We start from the raw sequence: 22,450 nt of genomic DNA, 5'->3' as shown, positions 1-22,450 counted from the left end.
TGGAGGTACGCACCATCTCCACTCAGCCCCTCTGGCCCGGCGCCACGACCCAGGACATCGAAAAGGAAATCCTGATCGAGTAAGAGGAGTACCTGCACAGTATCCTCTAGCTGTAGGAAATGCGCTCAACCTCCGAACTGGGCTCGGCGGAATGCACAGCGCCATCACCAGTACCCGGAAGGAGGACATGCGGCCGCGATGCAGGAAGGGGTGAGCTCGCGCCTGCGCCCCATCGCCATTTCGACCATCACCACCATCTGCGGCCTGGCGCCGCTGGTGTTCCTGCCCGGCGCCGGCACGGAGCTCCATCGCGGGGTCGGCATCATCGTGATGAGCGGCATCGTCGGCGCCACCCTGGTGAGCCTGACCCCGCTGCCGGCACTGACGGTGATGGTGCTCAACTGGCACCAGAGGCTGCGCCGCGAACCGGCAACGGCGGCGAAGCCGCCGCAGTAGATACATAAAAAACAGCCGGCCCCTGAAGGGCCAGCTGCTATTCGGCGCTGTAACGACTCACCCCTGTAGGAGCCTGCCTGCAGGCGAACAAGAACGGGGCTCCGTAGCCTTCGCCTGCAAGCAGGCTCCTACAAGGTGGTTCCCCCAATGGGTGAGCGTTACCCGGCGCTCAGATACCGCCGTTGAGTGCGGCCTCCGCCGCGGTTTCGGCGGCGACGTCGGCAGCTGCTTCGGCAGAGGCATCGGCGACCTCGTCGGCAGCCTGCGCGGCAGTTTCGGTGGCGGCCTCCAGGGCGGCGGCCGCGGCGTCCTGAGCCGCGTCGGCGGTGGCCTCGGCAGCGGCCTGAGCCGCCTCGGCGGTGGCTTCGGCGGCATCAATGGCAGCCTCGGCTATCGCATCGGCGGATTCAGCCGCAGCCTCGGCGCTCGCCTCGCCGCGCTGGCGGGCATCATTGGCGGTCTGCAGGCCGAAGGCGGCGTTGGCATGGGCCTCTTCGCTGGCCTCGGCGGGCAGGGACAGAGAATCGATCCCGCCATCGGCGCCCTCGCTGTCGCTCACCACGCTCATGCGCACATCCAGCTCGCTTTCGGTGGAAGCGTCGGCTCGATCGCCGGTCCGCACGCTGGTGCTGGCACTGGCCGAGACTTCCGCTTCGGCGGACACCTGCGCCATTGCCGGCACTGATGCGGCACCCATGACTGCAGAAACCAACAGAGCTGAAAGTAATTTGCCTTGCGTCTTCATGATCCGACTCCTATCGCGTGTGTTATCAGAAAATTGATCAGTTGCGCTGACTAACACGCAGCGAGCGGAGAAAAGGTTCCCGCCGGAAACGGAGGGGCCGGAACAGGCCCAATACATATACTGGAATGAGTCCCCGACAGTGAAGGGCCCGGACCATGCCCCGAGAGTTCACCAGCCTGACCCAACTGCTGGATCACATCGCCAAGACGGCCAGGCGCCGCAAGCGGGTTTCGCTGGACCTGGTGGTGCGGGCAGTGGGACAGCGCTCCTTTGCACCGCTGTTGCTGTTGGTGGGGATTATTCTTTTCTCGCCACTCTCCGGTATCCCCGGCGTGCCTACGATCATGGCGGTGCTGGTCCTGCTGACGGCGGTGCAGTTGCTGCTGGGGCGCAGCCATTTCTGGCTGCCGCAGTGGGTGCTGCGGCGTTCCATTTCCAAGGGGAAGATGATCCGGGCATTGAACTGGCTGGAGAAGCCGGCGCGGTTGATCGACCGCTGGCTGCAGCCGCGGCTGGTGTTCCTGGTGGGCCGCGCCGGCACTTATGTGATCGCGGCCATCTGCGCGGTGATTGCGCTGGCGCTGCCGGTGATGGAGTTAGTGCCCTTTTCCGCGACCACCGCCGGCATGGCACTGGCTGCCTTCGGGCTGGCACTGGTGGCCCACGACGGCGCCCTGGCGCTGTTCGCCTTTGCGGTTACCGCCTTTGTCTTCGGGCTGATTGTCGGCACCCTGCTTTAGCCAGTTCCGCTAGCCGGCCGGCGCGGGCTGGTAGTCCGGGTCGGCACCGCAGGAGGCCCGCACCACCAGTTCCGTGGGCAGGACTTCCGATTCCGCCTCCCGGCCCGCCACCAGTTGCATGACCCTCTCCACCAGCAGCTCGCCGCCGCGGTGGATATTCTGGCGCACCGTGGTCAGCGGCGGCGTGTAGAAGGGGGCTATGGGGATATCGTCGAAGCCGACCACCGCCACATCCGAGGGTATCCTGATGCCCCTGGCCTGCAGCGCCTTGATGGCACCCATGGCGATATTGTCGCTGGCGGCGAAGATGGCGTCGAAGTCGGAAGTGCCGCTCTTCAGTAGCTCCATCACAGCCTGGTAACCGGATTCTATGGAGAAGGCCGCACCTATATGGCGCTCGCCGGCCTCCAGGCCGGCATCCTTCAGCGCGTCCAGATAGCCCCGAAAACGCGCCTCTATCTCCGGGTGGGCGATATCGCCGAGAAAGACGATCCTGCGCCGGCCCAGTTCGATCAGGTGCTCGGTGGCCTGGAGTCCACCCATCCGGTTGTCACTGCTGACGATGCAGTAGTCGGAACCGGGTTTGCGCGTGCCACCCCAGACCACCAGCGGATCGCCAAGTTTGTGCAGTTCGCGCAGCGGGCTGTCGTCCGTGCCCTGGCCAATCACGATAACACCGTCGGCGCGGCGGGAACCGAGCAGGTAGGCGTGCCAGTCGGCGCTGGTGACGATACTGCTGGAAAACAGCAGGTCGTACTTGTGCCGCGCCAGCTGGTCGGCGATGGCACCGATCATGTCGATCATAAAGGGGTCGGAGAAGGACTGGCCGCCCGCCTTGCCGGTATTGATGACCACCGAGATGGTGTGACTGCGCTGCAGGCGCAGGTTGCGCGCGCTCTCGTTGATCTTGTAGTTCATCGAGCGAGCGATTTTCTGGATGCGCTCGCGGGTCTTCTCGTTGATCAGCGGGTTGTTGTTCAGCGCCCGCGACACGGTGGATTCGGACACTCCCGCCAGGCGCGCGATATCGGACATGGAAACGGGAGCGGGGGAATCCTTGGGCACGGCACCTTCACCTTAAAAACTGCAAAGGCGCCATCTTAGGCGGGCTGCAATGGATTGTAAAACGACCATCAATGGGAGGCGGAAGCTGCGGCGCCGGCGAAATCCGCCCGCCCATCCCGCTCCACCGCGCGGCGGAAAAAGAACAGGCTGACCAGGATCACACCGATCGGCACCAGCGACAGGTAGAAGGCGAACCGGCCGTCGAAGGTCTCGAACACCGAACCGGTGATCAGCGAGCCGGTGGTGCCGCCGAGGGCGGAGAAGATCACCAGCAGGCCGGTCATCGCCGAGTGCTGGTGTTTCGGCAATGAACTCAGCATGACCGAATTGATGGCCGGATAGATAGGGGCCATAAACAGGCCGATCAGCGGCAGGATAAAGGCGGCCACCGGGGCGTTGAGCCAGTTGATATCCGGGTTGGCCTGCACATTGTCCGCGAGCGGCAGGGTCAGCACCACCAGCGCCGCCATCGCCAGCAGGCAGACATTCAGCACCGGGTACCAGTGCATGCGGCGCATGATGGCGCCGGCGCCGAGGCGACCTACGGCCAGGCCGGCGGCGAAGATGCTGGTGGCCTGCACGCTCATGGCCGCCGGCAGCTTGAGGATTTCGTTGTTGAAGGTGGGCAGCCAGGTGCCTATGCCCTGCTCTATCAGCACATACACGAAAGCGGAAATCACATAGATGCACACCAGCGGCCTGGCCACCAGGCGCAGCATCGCGAAGAATTCCCGCAGCGGGCTGTCGCCCTCGACGCGGGTGCCGGACTCGTCCATTTCCGTGGACCACAGCAGCACAAACGCCAGCGCGCAGATGCCGGCCAGCACCCAGTAGACGTTCAGCCAGGCGGTGGAGGTCGGATCGGCGGAATCGATAAAGGCGCTGAACAGCCAGTAGCCGCCGAGCACGCCCAGCATAAACACCCCCTCCAGGGTATTTACCATACCCGCGTGTTCCTTGCGGTCCCGCGCCAGCAGGCCGATGGAGGAGTAGACGGCGACCTTGACCAGCGCGAAGGAAACGCCCACGGACAGGAACAGCAGCTTGGCGGTCCAGAAGCCCGGCAGCAGCGGCATGCACAGGCAGGCGGCGGTGACTATGCCCAGGCCGGTCAGCATCGCGTTCTTGAAACCGAAGCGCGGCAGCTGCGAGGCCACCAGGAAGGACACGATTCCAATCGGGAGATCCTTGAAGCCCTCCAGCACACTGGCGGCGGACTTGCTGACGCCGTAGCTGTTGATCACCTGCAGTATCACGGTGCCGACGCTGTTCAGCAGTATCGCGAATACCAGGTAGATGGCGAAGAGGGAGAGCAGTATGCGCTGGTTGTTCATAGCGGCTTCTTTATTGTGTCTGCGGCTTTGGCCCCGGGGGCTGTGCCGGCTCGTTATTGTACATTTTTCATCCAAGCCGGAAAGCGGCTCCGGGTAACACCGGATACTGCACCGGCGTCGGGCACCAGTATGGCGGAAGCGCCAGGATAGTGCAATCGTTTGCAAAATATCGGTAACAATCGCGCCTGAAAATGGTGACCAGTCGCGTTTTCCCGGTTCGGCGGTCATCGCATACCTCTAAAAATTACTTATAAATCAGTTGGTTACAGAGATAATCGACAGTATGCAAGCTGTCCTGTTCAGGTTCACCCACCTACTCTGCAATCGATTGCAAATAATCCACGAAAGGCGCTAGACTGACCGCAACGGCGCCCGGCGCCCCGCGGGTGTGCACACCCGCTCCGTTCAATCCCGACACGCGGTGGTGGTATGCAGCAACAACAAAAACCCAATCATCAGGTGCACCCCTGGGAACTGGTGGAGCGCGACTTCCACCCGCAGGATTACGGCCTCAACGCCACCCTCTTCTCCCTCGGCAACGGTTTTATCGGCCTGCGCGGCGCCTTCGAGGAGGGCTTCGCCCCGGAGCCCTTCGCCGACGGCTGCTACCTGAATGGCGTCTACGCCAGCGAGCCCATCACCTACGGCGAGAGCGCCTACGGCTATGCGAAGAACAACCAGCGCATGCTGACGGTGCCCAACGGCAAGTCGATCCGGCTGTGGATCAACGGCGAGCACTTCTCCCTGGCCGAGGGCGAGCTGCTCGACTACGAGCGCCGCCTGGATATGGCCGCGGGCCTGCTGCACAGGAAACTGCGCTGGCGCTCGCCGAATGGCAAGACCATGGAACTGCACTGCCGCCGCCTGGTTTCCCTGACCGAAAAACATCTTTATCTGGTGCACTACCAGCTGACGCCGCTGGATTTCGACGGTGAGGTGCGCCTGGTCTCCGCCCTGGATGCGGGCCTGGCGCAGGCGGAGAAGAGCGATGACCCGCGCCTGGCCTCGCCGATCGACAGAGCCGACATTCAATTGCAGGAAAGTCTTGCGGAAGGCGAACAGCTGGCCCTGGTGCAGCAAGTCCTGAGCAGCGGCTTTACTGTCGGCTCTGGGGCTCTGCATAAAATTGAATTCGACGGCGACTGCCAGCTGGAAAATTCCCAGGACGACGACCGTGTCTCGGTGGAATACCGTTTCGCCGCGCGCCGCGGCCAGCCGATCCGCCTGACAAAGTACGTGGCCCATTTCGCCGAGCAAAAAGAAGGCTCGATCAGCGCGGCCCAATTGCGCGACTGTTTAGCGAATTGCGCTGAAAAAACTATCGACGACTACGCGGAAATTCAATGCCGCGAACTGGACAGTTTCTGGACTAATGCAGACGTGGAAGTGCGCGGCGACGACGCCCTGCAGCAGGGCATGCGCTTCAATCTGTTCCACCTGTTCCAGTCCCTGGGCCGCGACGGCCGCACCAATATCGCCGCCAAGGGGCTGTCCGGCGACGGCTACGAGGGTCACTATTTCTGGGATACGGAAATCTATATCCTGCCGTTTTTCCTCTACACCCAGCCGCAGCTGGCGCGCGGGCTGCTGGAGTATCGCCACTCGATACTCGATGCGGCGCGGGCGCGGGCGCGGGAACTGGCGGTCAACAAGGGCGCCCTCTTCCCGTGGCGCACCATCAGCGGCGAGGAGTGCTCCGCCTACTATCCCGCCGGCACGGCCCAGTTCCACATCAACGCGGATATCGCCTACGCGGTGTGCCACTATTGCCGCGCCACCGGCGATACGGAATTCCTGCGCGACAAGGGCGCGGAGATAGTGATCGAGGGCGCGCGCCTGTGGCTGGAGATAGGCCATTTCAATCCGCGCCGCGGCAACCAATTCTGCATCAACGAAGTCACCGGGCCGGACGAATACACGGCGCTGGTGGACAACAACTTCTATACGAATTTGATGGCCCGCGCGCACCTGGACTATGCCTGCGAGGTCTACGACTGGCTGCGGGCCAATGCGCCCGAAGCCGCCGCCGAACTGGCACGGCGCATTCAGTTGCATGAAGAAGAGCCGCAGGCCTGGCGCCGCGCCGCGGACGCCATGTACCTGCCGGAGGATAAGGAACTCGGCATTCACCCACAAGACGACGGCTTCCTCGACAAGCCGGAGTGGGATTTCGCCAATACTCCGGCAGACCATTACCCGCTGCTGCTGCACTACCACCCGCTGGTGATCTACCGCCACCAGGTGTGCAAGCAGGCGGATGTGATCCTCGGCCTCTTGCTGCAGGGTTCGGAATTCACCCTGGAGCAGAAGCGCCGCGACTTCGATTTCTACGAGCCGCGCACCACCCACGACTCCACCCTGTCCGCCTGCATTCACAGTATCATCGCCAGCGAGGTGGGCTACCCGGACAAGGCCCTGGGCTATTTCCAGCAGGTGGCGCGCATGGACCTGGACAACCACCACAACAACACCCAGCACGGCATTCACACCGCCTGCATGGGCGGCACCTGGCTGTGCCTGGTGCAGGGCTTTGCTGGCATGCGCCTGCACGGCGAGGAACCGAGTTTCAATCCCTACGTGCCCGAAGGACTGGACGGCTATCGCTTCCGCCTGCAGTTCCGCGGCCGCACGCTGGAGCTGGATGTGGACCGGCAGCGGGCCAGTTACACGCTTATCAATGGCGAGCCGATCACATTGCACCACCGCGACGAAATACTCCGGCTCAGCGAACCGGGCCAGCCGCTCGCCTGTGGGCAGGCACCGGTACAGGAGCTGGCGGTATGAATTTTCGCGCGGCCATTTTCGATCTGGACGGCGTTATCGCCGACACCGCCCGCCTGCACTTGCAGGCCTGGCGCCAGTTGGCGGAGGAACTGCGGCTGCCCTGGGGCGACAATATGGAGGAGTCTCTCAAGGGCCTGGAGCGCATGGCCTCGCTGGAAGTGATCCTCGGCGAACGGAACTGGGAATTCAGCGACGACGAGAAAGTCGCGCTGGCCTCGCGCAAGAATGACTGCTACCGGGAGCTGATCGAAAGCCTGACGCCGGGCGACCTGCTGCCCGGCGCCGGGGAACTACTGGCGTGGCTGCGCGGCCGGCGCATCCCGATAGGCCTGGCCTCGGCCAGCAAGAATGCACCGGCGGTGCTGGAGGCATTGGGCATTGCCGACTGCTTTACGGTGATTGCCGATCCGGCCAAAGCCGCGCCCAAACCGGCGCCGGATATTTTCCTGGCCGCGGCCTGGGGTCTGGCCGCCGAGCCGGGACGCTGCCTGGCGTTCGAGGATGCGGCCGCCGGCGTGGCCGCGATCAAGGCCGCAGGTATGACGGCGGTGGGCGTTGGCGATCGCTCGGCGTTGCGGGAAGCGGATTACCTCCTGGACAGCCTCGTTGAATTTGATCCGGGCAGTTTCTTTGCACCTTTCACTGCTTCCGTAGCCGCAGACAACTCCTTGTAGGAGCGGCCCATGGCCGCGATCGATCTCGACACGCGGCACTGGTCCCCTGATGGGCACGCTGCGCATTTCCATCCTGCATAGAATACGCATGATCACTTTTCTGTGGAAACGGAAAGTCCGATCGCGGCCAACGGCCGCTCCTACGGAAATAAAAAAGCCGCACGGTGGGAATCCGTGCGGCAAGCTCAATGAGCGCAGATATCGCGCCGACAAACTAACTGACTAGAAATCGTAACTGACGCTCAACTTGATGTTGCGCGGCAGTATGTAGCGCACGTTGGCCGCCAGCGGATCGCGGGGATCACCCTCGGTGGCCCCCTCTTCGTCGGTGAGGTTGTTCACCGCCAGCTGCACGCTGAGGTCGTTGATATACAGGGTGGTACCCAGGTCCACCTTGGTATAGGCGGGCAGCGTGGTGGTGTTGGCGCTGTCGCTGTAGCGCTCGCCGACCCGGCTGACCGCGCCGTAGAGCGACAGGTCCACGCCGTTGTTCAGGGTCCAGTCGTAGCTCTGGGTCAGGCGCAGCTGGTGCTCGGGCTGGCGCTGCACCTGGTTGCCCTCGAAGTCACCGCTGGTGATTTCCGCATCCTGCACGGTGGCGTTCAGGCCCAGGGTGAAAGCGCCCCAGTAGAGTTTGCCGTCCAGCTCCACCCCCATGGCCTCCGTCTCCAGACGAGTGCAGACGTCGCTGCCGACGACACAGTCGGGCATGCCCTGGGTCTCGTTGTAGAAGAGGGTCGCGAACAGGGAATAATTCTCGTCCTGCAGCTTGTAGCCCCACTCGGCCTGGTCCACATCGATTACCAGGTCGGAACCGGCGCGGAAGCTGCCGCCGAACTCGCGGTAGTTGTCGAAGTCGGCAAACTTGAAGCCGGAGTTGATGCGGAAGAAGCTGCCCATATTGTCGGCGAAGGCCCAGTCCACCGCGGCGGTGTAGGCGGTGCCGTCCTCGTCTGCCTTGTAGGTGGTGAAGATGCCGTCGCGGGCACCGTCATCCACCGAGTAGTTGGTCTCGCGGTTGGCGGAGCGCACACCCAGGTCGAAGGTGAAGTCGCCCACATAGAATTCGCCGGCCAGGTAGAGCGCATCCTCGCGGGCGTCGCCGTCGGCCTCGACATCGTAATTCCAGCCGCAGGTCGCCACGCCGGCGGCATTGCATTCGATCTCGCCGGCATCGCCGCCGCTGGCAATCTGCTCGCCGTCGTGCCCCAGCACATAGTATTTCTGGTTGCCGATGGACCACCACTCGTCCACCTCCCAGCTGGAGGCGTAGTAGCCGGCGGTGATCTTGGCGCTGTCCCACTGCTTGGCGATGCTGAGGTCGTTGCTGGCCGCCTCTATGTCCTTGCGCACCACCCAGGGGCCGAACTGCTGCACCAGGGTATCGCCACCGACGGCGGTGCCGGAGACGGTGGTGGCGGAGCTGATGGGATCGCCGTTGAGGTCGGTCAGGCTGTCCAGGCGCACCGGGCTGCCGTTGGGCACGAAGCCCAGGGTGTCCGCATTGCCGCCGGTCAGGGCGAAGCGGTCGGTCAGGCTCCAGCCGTTGCCCAGGTCCAGCTCCACATAGGCGCCGCCGATGCTGCCGTCCCAGCCGCGGCCCTCGCCCATATCGAAACTCTGCCACTCGGTCTCGGAACCGCCGCTGCCGTCCGCCCGGCTGATCGGTACCAGCACCTTGCGGTTGCTCGGGCCCACCTGGGTGTAGTCCGCCGGCAGGGTCGAGGCGCCGGGCAGGTACCAGGTGCCGTGGTCGTCGGTATCGCGCAGGTAGAAACCGGCCACGCCGTTGTCCAGCTCCGCGGTCAGGTGCAGGGTGAACTGGTGGCCCTCCTCCGCGCTGAAGCCGGCATCGCGCACGCCGGGGGAGGAGCTGACGTAGCCGCCCATCATGTAGTAGACGTCATCGCTCAGCTTGCCGGTCAGCAGGGCGTCCATGCGCTGCAGGTCGTAGTCGGAGGCGGTGTACTTGACCCGGCCCTCCGTCTCCTCTGTGCCTTCCTTCAGAATAAAGTTGGTGGTCAGGCCCGGCTGGCCGTTGGAATAGACCGGGTTGGGGCCGCCGCGCAGGCCCTCGACGCGCTGGATGGTCTCGTCGACGCGGAACAGCGAGGAGTTCTCGAGGAAAGACAGGGTCGGCGCCGGGTAGACCGGCAGGCCGTTCAGGGAAACGGTGACGAAGGGGGCATCGCTGCCGCCGGGGAAGCCGCGCACATCGATATTGGCGCCGGACACGCCGCCGGAGCTCTCCACCCACAGACCGGGAATCGACTTCATCAGGTCCGCGGTGCTGGCCGGGGAGACTTTGGAGATCTCATCGTCGCTCAGGGTGGTAATGGAGAAGCTGGCATCCAGCTTGCGGATACTGGCGCCTCCGGGGGTGCCGGTGGTCACCACTTCCTCCATCACCAGTTCGTCGGATGGGGTCGGCTGGCTCGCCTGCTGGGCGGCCAGGGCGCCGCTGAAGCCCAGGGAGATTGCCGCCAGGGACACTGCCTGGGCCAAAGGATTCTTATTCATCAACTCTTCCCTCTCGTCCTCGTTTTTTTGCAACTTATTATTCGCGGTGTAAATTTTCTGGCTGTTATATCGCTCAATGCAAACGATTGCATGCACCAATACAATGCAGGTACCATCCAATTACACCGTACGGATCACTATAATCCGGCATTGCAATCGATTGCAACAGCAAAAAAGAGACTGCTCGGAAGTTTTGGCTATCGAACTTACAGCCACTTATTACTTTTTGGTGTTAATTTGACGGGAATCGATCAAATTGTGGGCGGCTCCGGAAGTCCGCAAAGCGGCTTCCGCCCTCTTCCGGTGCAGGATCGACGGCATTGGCAGATGAGCTCAGGCTATTTTGCCGTGAGCACGCCCAGCAGCTGCGGGTACCTGGCCAGGGCGGCGATCGCGAACAGGTCGTAGACCGCGTGCCAGGTCACCACGCAGAGCAGGCTCTCCGTCACCCGGTAAGTGACGCCGAGAACCAGGCCGACTGCCAGCGTGGCGGCAAAGTAGGTAAAGGAGGCGTAGTGCAGCAGCGCAAAGGCCACGGAGGCGCCGAGCAATCCCAGCAGTGGCGTGCTGAGCTGCGACAGCCAGGGTTGCAGGAAACCCCGGAACAGCAGCTCCTCACAGAGGCCGGCGGCGAGGGAGACCAGCACTATCTGTAGCGCGGAGTAGCGGGAAAACAGCGGGTACAGATCGCGGCAGTGCTTGCGCAGCGTTGCGCCGACAGCCGTTTTCGAGCGGGTCAGCCAGATGGCGGCGGCGAAGCTCAGTAATGCGCCGAACGTGCCGATCAAAAGCTCGAAAAATCCAGAAGACCCGAGAACGGATACCCGAACATCGAGAAAGAAAATCCCGGCCAGTGCTATCGCCAGGGTGGCCAGCTGCAGCAGCAGCGCCAGGCCGAAGGTGTTCGGCGCTTCCAGGCCGGGCTGACTCATCGATGGCTCCCTTTTATTGCCGCGTTGCCGCCACTCCGCGTAGGTTGGGGTGAGCCTTGCGAACCCCAACGCCCCCCACGCTGAATGTTGGGGTTCGCTGAACTCACCCCAACCTACAGTTCATTCACCGGATTTGCCCACCACATCCCTCAGCCGCGCCCTGCCGGAACCGGATACCATCACCTCCGCCACGCCGCCATCGCGCAGTTCGCTCTCCAGCCCCAGCGCCTTCTCTTTGGGCGCGAAGAAAGCCTCGATACCGTACTTCACCCGGTAGCTGCTCTTCGCATCTCTCAGCCAAGTGCCGCCGGTAACCCTGCCGCGCAGGAAGACGCCCTCCTCCGGCTTCTCCAGGCTGGCACCGGCCAGCCGGTGGAAACCTTTCTTGTCCGCTTTCAGGGAGACATAGACCACCTCGCCCTCGCGCAGCTTTTTGTCCGCCGGAAACAGCGAGGCGTCCAGTTGGGAGAAGTTGTACTCGAGCCGCGCATAATTGCCGCGGAACAGGGAGCGGGGATCCACAGGGATCGTCTCCAGGCGGATGGCCTCGCCGGTCCACAGCGGCATCTGCGCACCGACGTACATGCCGACCAGTATCAGGAACTGGAAGGCGATGGCAGCAACCAGGCCCAATTGGATTTTCCGCTTCATGCCGCTTCCCTTCATAGCGCACTCTCCCGGGACTGGTGGCGTTTCCAGTATTTGGCCGCACCCAGCAGCAATGCCGCGAACAGGGCGAAGATCACGGCCCCGCCCACATAGTCGCCGATCAGGTCGATATAGCGCAGCAGCGCGGTGACCAGTATCGAGGCCACGCCGAGGAAGAAGTAGTGGGAGATGCCGCTGTTGATGCCCCGCACTATCAGCCAGACACCGCTGCCGATCAGGGCGAAATTGGTGGCCACCTGGAAATAGACCGCATGCTCCTCGTTGCCGGAAATAATCACTGCCAGCAGTGTTACCAGGAATGCGGCCAGCAACACCGCGACGGAAACCAGCCGCCCTGCCCTCGCTGCCAGCCACAGCGCCAGGCCACCGAGCAGCACTATCACCGCCCACATGGACGGCTGGTGATTCCAGTCCGCATCCAGCAGTCCCTCCCAGGGATTGGCGAAACTCATCACCAGCATCAGAATCAGCGCAAAGCGCAGGCACCAAACCAAGATCACCGCGGCGTAATCCCGACCCGCCGCGGCCGGCCGCGAATCCAGCCAGTGGCCGAACGCAAACAGCAGGATAAACAGCGCCACGGCCACCGCCAGGTTTTCCGCCTGGAAGTCGAACAGAAAGAACTGCTCCGCCTCCCGCCAGAAGGCCGCCAGGGAGTACTCGACCCAGAAGCCGATACTGGCCAGCACCACCAGCAACAGCACCACGCTCTGGCGCCCGCGGTAAAGCACATAAACAGAGGAGAGAACAAACAGCGGGAAGAGCGCCGGATAGAAGCCGTAGCTGACTTCGAGAAAGAACCAGATCAGCGCGAGGAGATGCGCCTGCAGCGTGAGCCAGGGATTCTTCGTCAGCAGCGCAAACGGCAGGCAGCCCAGCGCCCACCAGAAGACGCCGTCGGGCATATGCTCGCCCAGGTGGTAGATCTGTGCGATCAGGATAATCGAGGCACCGAAGAAGAGATTGCCGAGCAGGAAGAGCCCCACCCCGGCGCTGCGGTCGCCGGCGAGATACTGGCGCAGCGCTATCCCCTGGGTGGTCACCGTCAGCGCAATCAGGCCCCACATGCGCAGCGCCCGCGGTATCTCGTCCCAGTTGGCGCCGAGCAGGGTGATGATCGCCAGGCCGATGAACAGGTAGCCCAAGCCCACCAGCACCTTGTAGCCGAAGGAGCGGTTCCTGGCCTGCTGGTAGTCGACACCGTAGCGATCGCAGATCCGCTCCGCCTGGGCCTCGCTGATCAGCCCCTCCCCGACCCACTCCTCGGCTTCCCGCGCCAGGTCGTTCTTCAGTAACCGAATCAATCGCATAACGTCCCCTGAATGACTGCCGGTGCTGACTAAATAACGACGCACTGGTCAGCCGAGCGAGTATCGGCAATGGCGGCGGCCGGCGCAATCCTGACCTTAGGGTGCGCCGCGCTACCAATTGGCCCTGTCGCCGCCACCATGGCGCACCCTACGGCACTATGAATAAGCACATATTAATCAAAGCAAACTATCAAACTCATTTAAATAGATTATTTTTATTAATCGATCCAGACCCATAGTATTACACCCGTTCCAAGCAACTTCCTAACCCAAACACAGTGAACCAGGAGCTATCTATGTCCCGCTATATCGAATCCGAACTGAAGCCCTTCCAGGCCAAGGCCTACCAGGCCGGCGACTTCTTTGACATCAGCGATGCCGACGTCAAAGGCAAGTGGGCCGTGTTCTTCTTCTACCCGGCCGACTTCACCTTCGTCTGCCCCACCGAACTGGGCGACCTGGCGGACAACTACGCCGAGTTCCAGAAGCTGGGTGTCGAGATTTACTCGGTCTCCACCGACACCCACTTCACCCACAAGGCATGGCACGACACCTCCGAGACCATCGGCAAGATCCAGTTCCCGATGATCGGCGACCCCACCGGCACCATCACCCGCAACTTCGGCGTGATGATCGAGGAAGAAGGCATCGCCGACCGCGGCACCTTCGTGATCGACCCGGAGGGCAAGGTCCAGATCGTCGAGATCACCGCCGGCGGAATCGGCCGCGACGCCCAGGAACTGCTGCGCAAGATCAAGGCCGCCCAGTACATCGCCGCCCACCCGGGCGAAGTCTGCCCGGCCAAGTGGAAGGAAGGCGAAGCAACCCTGGCCCCGTCCCTGGACCTGGTCGGCAAGATCTAACACTCGCGACCATTTTATAGGGGCGAACCTTGTGTTCGCCCGCGCGGGCCGCAGGCCCGCCAAGACCTCAACCGGAACTGCCATCCCCATTTGCCCACCCCCGGGTGGGCTTTTTTAACCCTATCAATCGACAGGACACACCGATGTTGGACGCCAACCTGAAACAGCAACTGGACACCTACCTGCGCAATATCATCGAGCCGATCGAACTGCGTGTGTCCAGCGACAACAACCCCAAATCCGCGGAGCTGGAAAAGCTGGCCGATGCAATCGTCGGTCTCTCCGACAAGATCGAAACCCACAGCGGCAGCGGCAAGCGCACACCGAGCATGGCCGTCGCCCGCACCGGCGAAGCGCCACGCGTAAGCTTTGCCGGCATTCCCCTGGGCCACGAGTTCACCTCCCTGGTACTCGCCCTGCTGCAGACCGGCGGCCACCCGTCCAAGGCCGATCCGCAACTGCTGGAGCAGATCCGCAACCTCCAGGGCGAATACCACTTCGAAACCTATATCTCGCTGTCCTGCCAGAACTGTCCGGACGTTGTCCAAGCCCTGAACCTGATGGCGACCCTGAACCCGAATATCACCCACGAGATGATCGACGGCGCCCTCTTCCAGGACGAAGTCGAACAGCGTAACGTGATGGCGGTTCCATCGGTCTACCTGAACGGCGAGCACTTCGCCCAGGGCCGCATGACCCTGCAGGAAATCGTCGCCAGGCTGGACACCGGCGCCGCCGAACGCGAGGCCGCATCCCTGAACGAAAGAGAAGCCTACGATGTGCTGGTAGTGGGCGGCGGCCCCGCCGGCGCCGCGGCCGCCATCTACGCCGCGCGCAAGGGCATCCGCACCGGCCTGGTGGCCGAGCGCTTCGGCGGCCAGGTGATGGACACCGTGGGTATCGAGAACTTTATCTCCGTGCCCTACACCGAGGGTCCCAAACTCGCCGCCAGCCTGGAGCAGCACGTGAAGGAATACGGCGTGGACATCATCACCGGCCAGCGCGCGGCAAACCTGGCCCGCAACCAGCTGCTGGACCTGGAACTGCAGAGCGGTGCCACCCTGCAAAGCCGCTCGGTAGTCCTCGCCACCGGCGCCCGCTGGAGACAACTGGGCGTACCCGGCGAGGAGGAGTACAAAACCCGCGGCGTGGCCTACTGCCCTCACTGCGACGGCCCCTTTTTCAAGGGCAAACATGTAGCGGTGATCGGCGGCGGCAACTCCGGCATAGAGGCGGCCATCGACCTGGCCGGTATCGTCAAGCATGTCACCGTACTGGAATTCGCCGACACACTGCGCGCCGACGAAGTACTGGTGCGCAAGGCCCGGTCGATGGACAACATCGACATCATCACCAATGCCCAGACCACCGAAATCCTCGGCGACGGCAACAAGGTGAACGGCCTGCAGTACACAGACCGGGTGAGCGACGAAAGCAAATACCTGGAACTGGCCGGCGTCTTCGTGCAGATAGGCCTGGTGCCCAACACCGAGTTCCTGAAGGACAGCGAAGTGGAACTGAACCGCGTGGGCGAAATCGCCATAGACGAACGCGGAGCCACCAGCCTCCCCGGCGTCTACGCCGCCGGCGATGCCACCACCGTGCCCTACAAGCAGATAGTGATCTCCATGGGTGCGGGGGCCACCGCGGCGCTGGGGGCCTTCGACTACCTGATCCGCTCGTCCGTTAGCGAGGAGGCGGGACAGGTGAAGACTGCCCTCGAGGCGCTAGCGGCCAGCGCTTAATCCACCACGAGGAACATAAGAGGCGGCCGGAGCAATTCCGGCCGACATTATTCCTTACCTTTCACCACTGATCATATTTTCACCTACCCACTCTATTCCCGCCCGTGTCTGCCTGGAAAACAATCACCGGACTCGATATCAGGACCCTACTGCCATATCCGGTGAAAATCCCATGAAACAATGCCTTGTGAGGCTGCGGAAAAATGGGGATATGAGGCACGGCGATCGTTTATCAAGAACTGGTAAAGCGTACCAGTTCCCCTGCAAGCTTGACGCTGCGAGCGTTCCAGCGCACTCTTGGTCAAATTGTCTCAATAGAGATATGAGGGGGGGAAAGTGGTCGTTACGACTACGATATAAATGTTAGCCGTAAGTGAGTAAACTAATGACAGCATGGCTAGGACTTATAGGTGCAATATCAGGTACAGCAGTTGGAGTCAATTCATGAGCTTCTATCAAAGGTGTCTGATCAGGCTTCGATTTTGAATATGGGAATACTGGGTGACCTCGGATATGGAAATCGTCTTAAAGGAGATCTCATTAAAGAAAAAGTGCCTTGACTTTCTATGCACCAATAATTGGAGACGATGTACAAGGGATTTCTGCTCAGTTATCTATTATAGTCCGCGCTGCTACAGAAGTACTTCTTCATAAAGATAGAACTGAAGATTGGAAGGAGAAAACTGTTGAGGCATCAGCTATAGAATCTGTAGAACTTACTAAGCCATCCAAGAAGGGACAAGAAAAATTATCAGTTCTTGTGGAAGCCAATAGTGGAACCAGGCTAACCAGGCGCCGTTGAGGGACAGTTTACTTTATGCACCTAATAATTTGTTTGTCGCCATCAGAAAATCACATTAAACGAAGTTAAATAATTCGTTGCCTTCAAAATAAGGATAAATTATGAAGCATATTTGTATTTCAATTATTCTGCTGTCTTCTATTCCACTTATGACCAGTAAAAGTTATAGTCAAGATGAATTTCCAATTCTTCAAGGCCCCTACCTCGGACAAAAGACTCCCGGCTTGACCCCTGAACTTTTTGCCCCCGGCATTATTGCAACAAAGGATTGGGAAGGCGGCGCTAAGTTCTCCTTCGACATGCATGAATTTTATTTTACCAGACAGCGTCCGGATAATAAAAAAGTAGAAACTGTCGTTTTTAAAAATAAAGATAATCGTTGGTATGTGTCTGATACATTACCCGGGCACGGACCCTCCTTCGCTCCCGACGGCAAGACCATGCATTTTGGCAAGCGCTATAAGGAGCGCACAAAGGATGGATGGTCAGAAATGAAAAGCCTTGGCTCCCCGTTTGAAGAGATAAAAATCATGAGCCTTAAGGTTTCCTCTAAAGGAACTTATGTTTTTGATGAGTTAGGTATGCCCCATGGTGATGGTGTCATTCGTTATTCACGGTTAGTGGACGGTAAACGCGAAGAACCGAAAGCGTTCGGTAAAGAGATTAACACAGGAAAATGGAATGCCCATCCCTTCATTGCTCCGGACGAATCCTATATTATGTGGGACGGCGAAAGAGAGAACGGGTATGGCGATAAAGACATTTATATCAGCTTCCGGCAGCCAGATGGCTCGTGGGGTAAAGCGATCAACCTGGGCAACAAGATAAACACAGAAAAGCAGGAAGGCGGCCCATCGGTAACACCAGACGGAAAATATTTCTTCTTCAGTAGAGTTGCTACGCCTGCGATTGATGGTGCATGGCCCGACGTAGATACCTATTGGGTAGATGCGCAGGTTATCGAAGACCTCAGGCCCAAAAAATGAGCCATATATCAATCGCAGAAAGAGCGATGCCAAAAGACGGCGCGCCTTCTGCGGTCCCGTGGGTAACATCACACCCAAGAAAAATGAAGAGTTACCATCAAATGAAGTGCCTTGTTGTAAAAGCGCATCCGCTTTCGGAAAGTCCGTGTTCATCACTCACTGAGCGGGTAGTCGTCACGCTTCAGGCTGCCGGGCATACGGTTGAGGTGGAAGACCTGTACGGCCAAGAATTCTCCGCTTCGTTAACGGAGGCAGAGCGGCGCAGCTAATATGCCAACACTTACTTTGCTCAGCGGGTAGAATCCCAGGTGGAACGATTGCTGGCGGCAGAGGCCATTTTGCTGGTGTTCCCCACCTGGTGGTTTGGTTTCCCCGCTGTCCTTAAAGGCTGGTTTGATCGCGTTTGGGCACCGGGTGTGGCGTATGACCATGCAGATGAGTACGGGCCGAACCTGATCACCCTGTTTGAGTATCCGCCAGAGATCCGGAAAGTAATCTACACCACCAACGCCATTGAGTCCCTTAACAGCGTTATCCGCAAGGCGACGAAACAACGGAAGGTGTTCCCGACGGACGACTCGGCGATGAAGGTGGTCTTCCTGGCCATGCAGTCCGCAGCGAAAAAATGGACGATGCCTATCCGCAACTGGAAGCCAGCGCTAAACCGTTTTATGATCGAATTTTGTGATCGCTTGGTCGATCACCAGTAACCAGCGGCATGGACGGTTACACAGAATTATTTACAGCCTCTTATACACGCCCATATTTGTTGCGATAGTCCTGCGGCGTAACCCCGGTCAAGCGCTTGAAAACACTGCGAAAGGTCTTGCTATCGTTGTAACCCACTTCATAGGTCAGCGCCTGGATATTCTGCCTGCCACTCTCCAGGGCTTTCTTGGCAACCTCAATTTTCACCCGCTGGATATATTCAATCGGCGTCATCTGAAGCGCCTCCTTGAAACGGCGGATAAAGTTGCGCTTGCTCATATTCACCTGCGCCGCAATCTGCTCGACACTGATATCCTCGCCATAGCGCTCTTCGATAAAACTCTGCGCATCCAGAATCGCCTTGTCGCCGTGCCGGTTCAGGCCACTGAATATCGAGAAATGCGCCTGGTTCATATGATCCCGGTGGATGGAAAAGTTCTTGGCGACCCGCACGCCGACATCGTGCCCGCAGAATTTCTCGACGAGATACAAAACCAGATTCAGTGACGAAAACGCGCCGCCGCCGGTATAGACGCCGCTCTGGTCGGTGAGCACGGAATCCGGTTGCAGGTCCAGCTCGGGGAAGCGGCGGCGCATATCGTCGATGACGGCCCAGTGGGAAGTGCAGGCCTTGCCCTGGAGCAGTCCGGCCTCCGCCAGGAAATAGCTGCCCTTGCACAGGCTCGCGACTTCAGTTCCGGCCGCATAGTGCTGTTTCAGCCACGCAATGGCCGCACCGTTCTTGCTGCGCAGCAGCTCCCATTCGCCATCGAAGGCGGGAACCAGGATCAGGCTCTGGTGATGGCCGGCGGACTTTGGCGGCACCTCTTCCAGGCTGCGCTGGCAGGCGAAGGACGCGGGGCCGCCGAGGCGGATATCGCTGGCCCGCTCGGCAACCAGGGAGATATCGAAAGCCGCCGCCCGACCCATCTGCCTGAGGATGTCGTTCGTGCGCATGAATATATCCAGCGGCGCTGCCGCCGACGAGAGCACCACTTCTTCATAGACCAGGATATAGACACTCTTCACTGTCGTACGCCCCTCCGTCCCTTTCACTGCGGAAGATCATAGGCGAGCGGATGGCACAAAACCACCCCATCCCCGTCATTTGACCACAGCGCTTGCCAGCGCACCGAGCGCCATACTGCCCCGGACACTACAAACGGAGGTCACTATGAACCGGATAGTCGATACACAGGAATGGCAGAGCGCGCTGGATGCTTTTCGAATCAAGGAGAAGGAACACACCCGGCTCCGGGATGCGCTGAACGCCGAACGCCGCCGCCTGCCGATGACGGAAGTCAGCAAGAGTTACCGCTTTACTGGCCCCGAAGGCCAGGTCGGCCTGCTGGACCTGTTTGAAGGGCGCAGGCAGCTGATTGTCTACCATTTCATGTTTGCCGAATCGCCCTGCACCGGCTGCTCGATGATGGTCGACAACATGGGGCATATCGCCCATATCCACGCGCGCGACACCTCACTGGCGCTGGTTTCACTCGCCCCCTATCCCAAGCTCGCCGCGTTCAGGGAGCGTATGGGTTGGGAGTTTCCGTGGTATTCCTCCGCGGGGAGCGATTTCAACCGGGATTTCGGTGCGACCCGCGACAACGGCGAAATGTTCGGCATCAGCGTATTTATCCGCGACGACGACACCATTTATCGCAGCTACCACACCACCCAGCGCGGCGCGGAATACCTGGGCTCCAATTTCTCTTATCTCGACCTCACGCCGATGGGTCGCCAGGAGCTCTGGGAGGACAGCCCGGAAGGGGTTCCGCAAACGCCGCCCTACCAGTGGTGGCAGAAACACGATGAATATTGAGGGGGACTGGCAATGTGTCCGCTGTGTGCCCTGACCGGGCTGACAAGCTGGATGCTGGCCGGAGGCGTTGGCGGCAGCTGCGTCGCCACGGCGGCCGTCTACTGGCGCAGACGGCAAGCATCTGCGGCCGACAATTCGGCTCGGGGCACCGGTGGCAGCGTCGGCACCCCGCCGGCACAACCCCCTCAACGACCGACGTAAAGCGCGCGCGGGCGGATCAATCGCGGGTCCCGGTTGAACTCGTGGAAGTGCGAGATCCAGCCGAATACCCGGCTGCAGGCGAACAGGGAGGTGAAGTAGCGCTCCGGAATGCCCAGCGCCAGGTAGACGGCGCCCTTGTAGAATTCCAGGTTGGCGTGAATCTCCTTGCCCTTGGCACTGAAGACGTCCTGGCAGGTGTCTTCCACCGCCACCAGGGTTTCCATCAGCGTCTGCCATTCGGTGCCTTCGCAGAACTGGCGGGCCATGGGTTTGAGGATGGCGGCGCGGGGATCGAGGCGTTTGTACTCCCGGTGCCCCATGCCCATGATCTTGACCTTGTTGGCCAGGGCCTCGCGCACCCAGCCGTCGGCCTTCTCGGGGCTGCCGATCCCGCGCGCCATCATCACTGCCGCCTCGTCGGCGCCGCCGTGCAGTGGGCCGGACAGGGCGCCAAGACTGCCGGCGACGCTGGCGGACAGGCTGGCACCGGTGCTGGCGATGACCCGGCCGGCGAAGGTGCCGGCATTGAAGCTGTGGTCCAGCTGCAATATCTGGGTGGTGTTGATGGCCTGCAGGGCCAATTCCCCGGGCGCGGTGCCGTTGATGCCGAAGAGCAGTTTTTCCAGGAAGCCCAGGCCGGCGGGCACGGCGAAGACGTCGCCGCCCTGGCTCAGGTTGTGCCAGACCCGCACCGCGGCGTTGATGCGGGCGGCCAGGACCATGCCCGGTACCCACTGTTGCTCCAGCCAGGCCGGCGGCTGTTGGGCCGGGGTCAGATCGGCGATGGGCGCCAGGGCCTGCAGCACCGCCATCGGGTGGGTGTCGCGGGGCAGCTGTTCCAGCACGCGGGTTTCCACCGCGGTCAGTTCGGATTCGTCGGCCAGCCAGCGGTCCAGCGCCCTGCCCTGGTCCTCGTCCAGCCAGGTGCCGGTCATCAGCCAATTGAGCACGGCGGGAAAGTCCCGCTTGACCAGCGCCTCGATGGGCTCGCCGCGATAGGTCAGCCGGCCGATATCGCCCTCCACGTTGGACAGTTCCGTCTCGCCCACGACAACGCCCTCCAGACCGGCGTTGATTCCCTCTGTCATGACAACCTCCTCACACGGTGTTTGTGATGAAGCTATTAAAAAGCCGGGGGCGCTGTTAATCTAATTAAACTTTGTAAACGAATGATTAGCAGGGCTTATCATGCGCCTGGAAAGCAGTGAAATGCGTATCTTTCACTCCGTGGCCCGCTCCGGCGGCTTCCGCGCCGCGGCCCAGGAGCTGCACCTGACCCAGTCGGCGGTCAGTCAGGCGGTCAAGCAGCTGGAAGTAAAGCTGAACCAGCCGCTGCTGATCCGCGACAGACCCGTGCGCCTGACCCGGGCGGGCCGCCGCCTCTACCGCTACGTGGACGATCAATTACAGCAGGAACAGGCGGTGCTGGCCGACCTGTCGCGGCTGGCGCGCGGTCTGGACCAGCAGTTGAGCGTCGCCATCGACAGCACCAACAACCGCTTCGCCGGGGCCGACCTGATCCACACCTTTATCGGCCGCTGGCCGGAGGCCCGGCTGCGGTTGGTGGAACAGCCGTCCCGCGCGATAGTGCAGGCGGTAATGAGCGGCGAGGCCGAGCTGGGCCTGGGTCCCTTCCAGACACGCATGGACCGCTTCAGCACCGAGCCCCTCTACGACGAACACCGCCTGCTGATGATCAGCCCCGCGCACCCGCTCCACCGCGCCGAGATGACCGCCAAGGATCTGCAGCGCATCCCCCTGGTGGTGTCCTCGCTGGACGAGCCCGACCAGCGCCCCTACCAGGAAAAGCTGCGCGACCGCTTCCGCATGATCTGGCAGATCAGCAGCCTGAACGTGCGCCTGAACCTGATCGACCGGGGGCTGGCCGTGGGCTACATCAGCACGGAGGTGACGCGGCAGCTGCCGCAGATCCAGCATTTCCGCGCGCTGCACGAATTCGATTTCGCCCGCATCGAGCGTCAAGTCGGTCTCTTCTATCGCAAGGATCGAGACCTGAGTCCGGTAGCCCGGGACTTTATCCAGGTGTGCCGGCGCTACTGGATCGGCGGGGCGGATCACTCCGAGCCCCGCTAA

Annotated in this window: 19 protein-coding genes and 2 pseudogenes; 12 read left to right on the top strand and 9 right to left on the bottom strand. The window is 61.3% G+C overall.

Going from position 1 to position 22,450, the window contains the following annotated elements:
* Positions 1–171: 171 nt before the first annotated feature.
* Positions 172–456: pseudogene (locus AC6R19_RS10650) on the top strand (efflux RND transporter permease subunit); the annotation flags it as partial.
* A 169-nt stretch (positions 457–625) separates the two neighbouring features.
* Here AC6R19_RS10650 and AC6R19_RS10645 read toward each other — a convergent pair.
* Positions 626–1,153 (bottom strand): hypothetical protein, encoded by a 528-nt coding sequence (locus AC6R19_RS10645; protein WP_500579801.1) that lies wholly within the window; start codon positions 1,151–1,153, stop codon positions 626–628.
* Between the two features lie 203 nt (positions 1,154–1,356).
* Here AC6R19_RS10645 and AC6R19_RS10640 point away from each other — a divergent pair, with 203 nt between their 5' ends.
* Complete coding sequence (locus AC6R19_RS10640) at positions 1,357–1,941, top strand: exopolysaccharide biosynthesis protein (RefSeq protein WP_500579800.1); 585 nt, start codon at positions 1,357–1,359, stop codon at positions 1,939–1,941.
* A 9-nt stretch (positions 1,942–1,950) separates the two neighbouring features.
* Here the strand turns inward: AC6R19_RS10640 and AC6R19_RS10635 are convergent, their stop codons facing one another.
* Together AC6R19_RS10635 and AC6R19_RS10630 are read right to left on the bottom strand one after the other, a co-directional pair.
* The gene (locus tag AC6R19_RS10635; RefSeq protein WP_500579799.1) at positions 1,951–3,006 is read right to left on the bottom strand and encodes a LacI family DNA-binding transcriptional regulator; all 1,056 of its coding nucleotides are present in this window, start codon (positions 3,004–3,006) and stop codon (positions 1,951–1,953) included.
* 68 nt (positions 3,007–3,074) lie between these two features.
* The gene (locus tag AC6R19_RS10630) at positions 3,075–4,340 is read right to left on the bottom strand and encodes an MFS transporter (RefSeq protein WP_500579798.1); all 1,266 of its coding nucleotides are present in this window, start codon (positions 4,338–4,340) and stop codon (positions 3,075–3,077) included.
* A 429-nt stretch (positions 4,341–4,769) separates the two neighbouring features.
* On the opposite strand from AC6R19_RS10630, the gene AC6R19_RS10625 reads away from it, so the two are divergent.
* A complete protein-coding gene (locus AC6R19_RS10625) occupies positions 4,770–7,124 on the top strand; it encodes a glycoside hydrolase family 65 protein (RefSeq protein WP_500579797.1) in 2,355 nt (784 codons plus the stop codon).
* Entirely contained in the window at positions 7,121–7,798 is a 678-nt protein-coding gene (pgmB, locus tag AC6R19_RS10620; RefSeq protein ID WP_500579796.1) for a beta-phosphoglucomutase, read from the top strand. The genes AC6R19_RS10625 and pgmB overlap by 4 nt, the downstream gene beginning before the upstream one ends.
* Before the next feature lie 222 nt (positions 7,799–8,020).
* On the opposite strand, the gene AC6R19_RS10615 is transcribed toward pgmB, so the two are convergent.
* From AC6R19_RS10615 to AC6R19_RS10600, 4 genes are all read right to left on the bottom strand, one after another.
* On the bottom strand, positions 8,021–10,318 hold the full coding sequence (locus AC6R19_RS10615) for a TonB-dependent receptor (RefSeq protein ID WP_500579795.1): 2,298 nt from the start codon (positions 10,316–10,318) through the stop codon (positions 8,021–8,023).
* Between the two features lie 338 nt (positions 10,319–10,656).
* On the bottom strand, positions 10,657–11,250 hold the full coding sequence (locus AC6R19_RS10610) for a CPBP family intramembrane glutamic endopeptidase (RefSeq protein ID WP_500579794.1): 594 nt from the start codon (positions 11,248–11,250) through the stop codon (positions 10,657–10,659).
* A 120-nt stretch (positions 11,251–11,370) separates the two neighbouring features.
* Positions 11,371–11,901 carry a GDYXXLXY domain-containing protein gene (locus AC6R19_RS10605; RefSeq protein ID WP_500579793.1) on the bottom strand — a complete coding sequence of 177 codons (531 nt, stop codon included), beginning with the start codon at positions 11,899–11,901 and terminating at the stop codon, positions 11,371–11,373.
* An 11-nt stretch (positions 11,902–11,912) separates the two neighbouring features.
* Positions 11,913–13,229 (bottom strand): DUF2157 domain-containing protein, encoded by a 1,317-nt coding sequence (locus tag AC6R19_RS10600; protein ID WP_500579792.1) that lies wholly within the window; start codon positions 13,227–13,229, stop codon positions 11,913–11,915.
* Between the two features lie 296 nt (positions 13,230–13,525).
* Here AC6R19_RS10600 and ahpC point away from each other — a divergent pair, with 296 nt between their 5' ends.
* The 6 genes and pseudogenes from ahpC to AC6R19_RS10570 all read left to right on the top strand — a co-directional run bounded on the left by ahpC (position 13,526) and on the right by AC6R19_RS10570 (position 18,335).
* Positions 13,526–14,092, top strand: a complete 567-nt coding sequence (ahpC, locus tag AC6R19_RS10595) for an alkyl hydroperoxide reductase subunit C (protein WP_500579791.1) — start codon at positions 13,526–13,528, stop codon at positions 14,090–14,092.
* Positions 14,093–14,235: 143 nt separating this feature from the next.
* A complete protein-coding gene (gene ahpF / locus AC6R19_RS10590; protein ID WP_500579790.1) occupies positions 14,236–15,837 on the top strand; it encodes an alkyl hydroperoxide reductase subunit F in 1,602 nt (533 codons plus the stop codon).
* 556 nt (positions 15,838–16,393) lie between these two features.
* On the top strand, positions 16,394–16,639 hold the full coding sequence (locus AC6R19_RS10585; RefSeq protein ID WP_500579789.1) for a hypothetical protein: 246 nt from the start codon (positions 16,394–16,396) through the stop codon (positions 16,637–16,639).
* Between the two features lie 101 nt (positions 16,640–16,740).
* Positions 16,741–17,625: a TolB-like translocation protein gene (locus tag AC6R19_RS10580; protein WP_500579788.1), complete on the top strand. Its 885-nt coding sequence runs from the start codon at positions 16,741–16,743 to the stop codon at positions 17,623–17,625.
* Positions 17,559–18,047 (top strand): annotated as a pseudogene (locus tag AC6R19_RS10575) (NAD(P)H-dependent oxidoreductase); the annotation flags it as partial. The gene AC6R19_RS10580 and the pseudogene AC6R19_RS10575, both read left to right, overlap by 67 nt.
* Positions 18,042–18,335 (top strand): transposase, encoded by a 294-nt coding sequence (locus AC6R19_RS10570; protein WP_500579813.1) that lies wholly within the window; start codon positions 18,042–18,044, stop codon positions 18,333–18,335. The pseudogene AC6R19_RS10575 and the gene AC6R19_RS10570, both read left to right, overlap by 6 nt.
* Before the next feature lie 40 nt (positions 18,336–18,375).
* Here AC6R19_RS10570 and AC6R19_RS10565 read toward each other — a convergent pair whose 3' ends face one another.
* Positions 18,376–19,362, bottom strand: coding sequence for a GlxA family transcriptional regulator (locus AC6R19_RS10565; RefSeq protein ID WP_500579787.1), 987 nt, complete (start codon positions 19,360–19,362; stop codon positions 18,376–18,378).
* A 145-nt stretch (positions 19,363–19,507) separates the two neighbouring features.
* Here AC6R19_RS10565 and AC6R19_RS10560 point away from each other — a divergent pair, with 145 nt between their 5' ends.
* Positions 19,508–20,155: a DUF899 domain-containing protein gene (locus AC6R19_RS10560; RefSeq protein WP_500579786.1), complete on the top strand. Its 648-nt coding sequence runs from the start codon at positions 19,508–19,510 to the stop codon at positions 20,153–20,155.
* A gap of 185 nt (positions 20,156–20,340) precedes the next feature.
* On the opposite strand, the gene AC6R19_RS10555 is transcribed toward AC6R19_RS10560, so the two are convergent.
* Positions 20,341–21,444: a citrate/2-methylcitrate synthase gene (locus AC6R19_RS10555; protein ID WP_500579785.1), complete on the bottom strand. Its 1,104-nt coding sequence runs from the start codon at positions 21,442–21,444 to the stop codon at positions 20,341–20,343.
* Between the two features lie 121 nt (positions 21,445–21,565).
* Here AC6R19_RS10555 and AC6R19_RS10550 point away from each other — a divergent pair, with 121 nt between their 5' ends.
* The gene (locus AC6R19_RS10550; protein ID WP_500579784.1) at positions 21,566–22,450 is read left to right on the top strand and encodes a LysR family transcriptional regulator; all 885 of its coding nucleotides are present in this window, start codon (positions 21,566–21,568) and stop codon (positions 22,448–22,450) included.

This window comes from Microbulbifer sp. SE14 (assembly GCF_059834885.1).
This window is presented reverse-complemented; position numbering and strand designations above follow the sequence as displayed.

Excerpts from the sequence above, each read along its gene's own strand:
- ahpC (WP_500579791.1), top strand. The coding sequence starts at position 13,526 with ATGTCCCGCTATATCGAATCCGAACTGAAGCCCTTCCAGGCCAAGGCC.
- AC6R19_RS10600 (WP_500579792.1), bottom strand. The coding sequence starts at position 13,229 with ATGCGATTGATTCGGTTACTGAAGAACGACCTGGCGCGGGAAGCCGAG.
- AC6R19_RS10555 (WP_500579785.1), bottom strand. The coding sequence starts at position 21,444 with ATGACAGAGGGAATCAACGCCGGTCTGGAGGGCGTTGTCGTGGGCGAG.
- ahpF (WP_500579790.1), top strand. The coding sequence starts at position 14,236 with ATGTTGGACGCCAACCTGAAACAGCAACTGGACACCTACCTGCGCAAT.
- AC6R19_RS10625 (WP_500579797.1), top strand. The coding sequence starts at position 4,770 with ATGCAGCAACAACAAAAACCCAATCATCAGGTGCACCCCTGGGAACTG.
- AC6R19_RS10550 (WP_500579784.1), top strand. The coding sequence starts at position 21,566 with ATGCGTATCTTTCACTCCGTGGCCCGCTCCGGCGGCTTCCGCGCCGCG.
- AC6R19_RS10640 (WP_500579800.1), top strand. The coding sequence starts at position 1,357 with ATGCCCCGAGAGTTCACCAGCCTGACCCAACTGCTGGATCACATCGCC.
- AC6R19_RS10580 (WP_500579788.1), top strand. The coding sequence starts at position 16,741 with ATGAAGCATATTTGTATTTCAATTATTCTGCTGTCTTCTATTCCACTT.
- AC6R19_RS10630 (WP_500579798.1), bottom strand. The coding sequence starts at position 4,340 with ATGAACAACCAGCGCATACTGCTCTCCCTCTTCGCCATCTACCTGGTA.
- AC6R19_RS10560 (WP_500579786.1), top strand. The coding sequence starts at position 19,508 with ATGAACCGGATAGTCGATACACAGGAATGGCAGAGCGCGCTGGATGCT.
- AC6R19_RS10610 (WP_500579794.1), bottom strand. The coding sequence starts at position 11,250 with ATGAGTCAGCCCGGCCTGGAAGCGCCGAACACCTTCGGCCTGGCGCTG.
- pgmB (WP_500579796.1), top strand. The coding sequence starts at position 7,121 with ATGAATTTTCGCGCGGCCATTTTCGATCTGGACGGCGTTATCGCCGAC.
- AC6R19_RS10605 (WP_500579793.1), bottom strand. The coding sequence starts at position 11,901 with ATGAAGCGGAAAATCCAATTGGGCCTGGTTGCTGCCATCGCCTTCCAG.
- AC6R19_RS10645 (WP_500579801.1), bottom strand. The coding sequence starts at position 1,153 with ATGGGTGCCGCATCAGTGCCGGCAATGGCGCAGGTGTCCGCCGAAGCG.
- AC6R19_RS10615 (WP_500579795.1), bottom strand. The coding sequence starts at position 10,318 with ATGAATAAGAATCCTTTGGCCCAGGCAGTGTCCCTGGCGGCAATCTCC.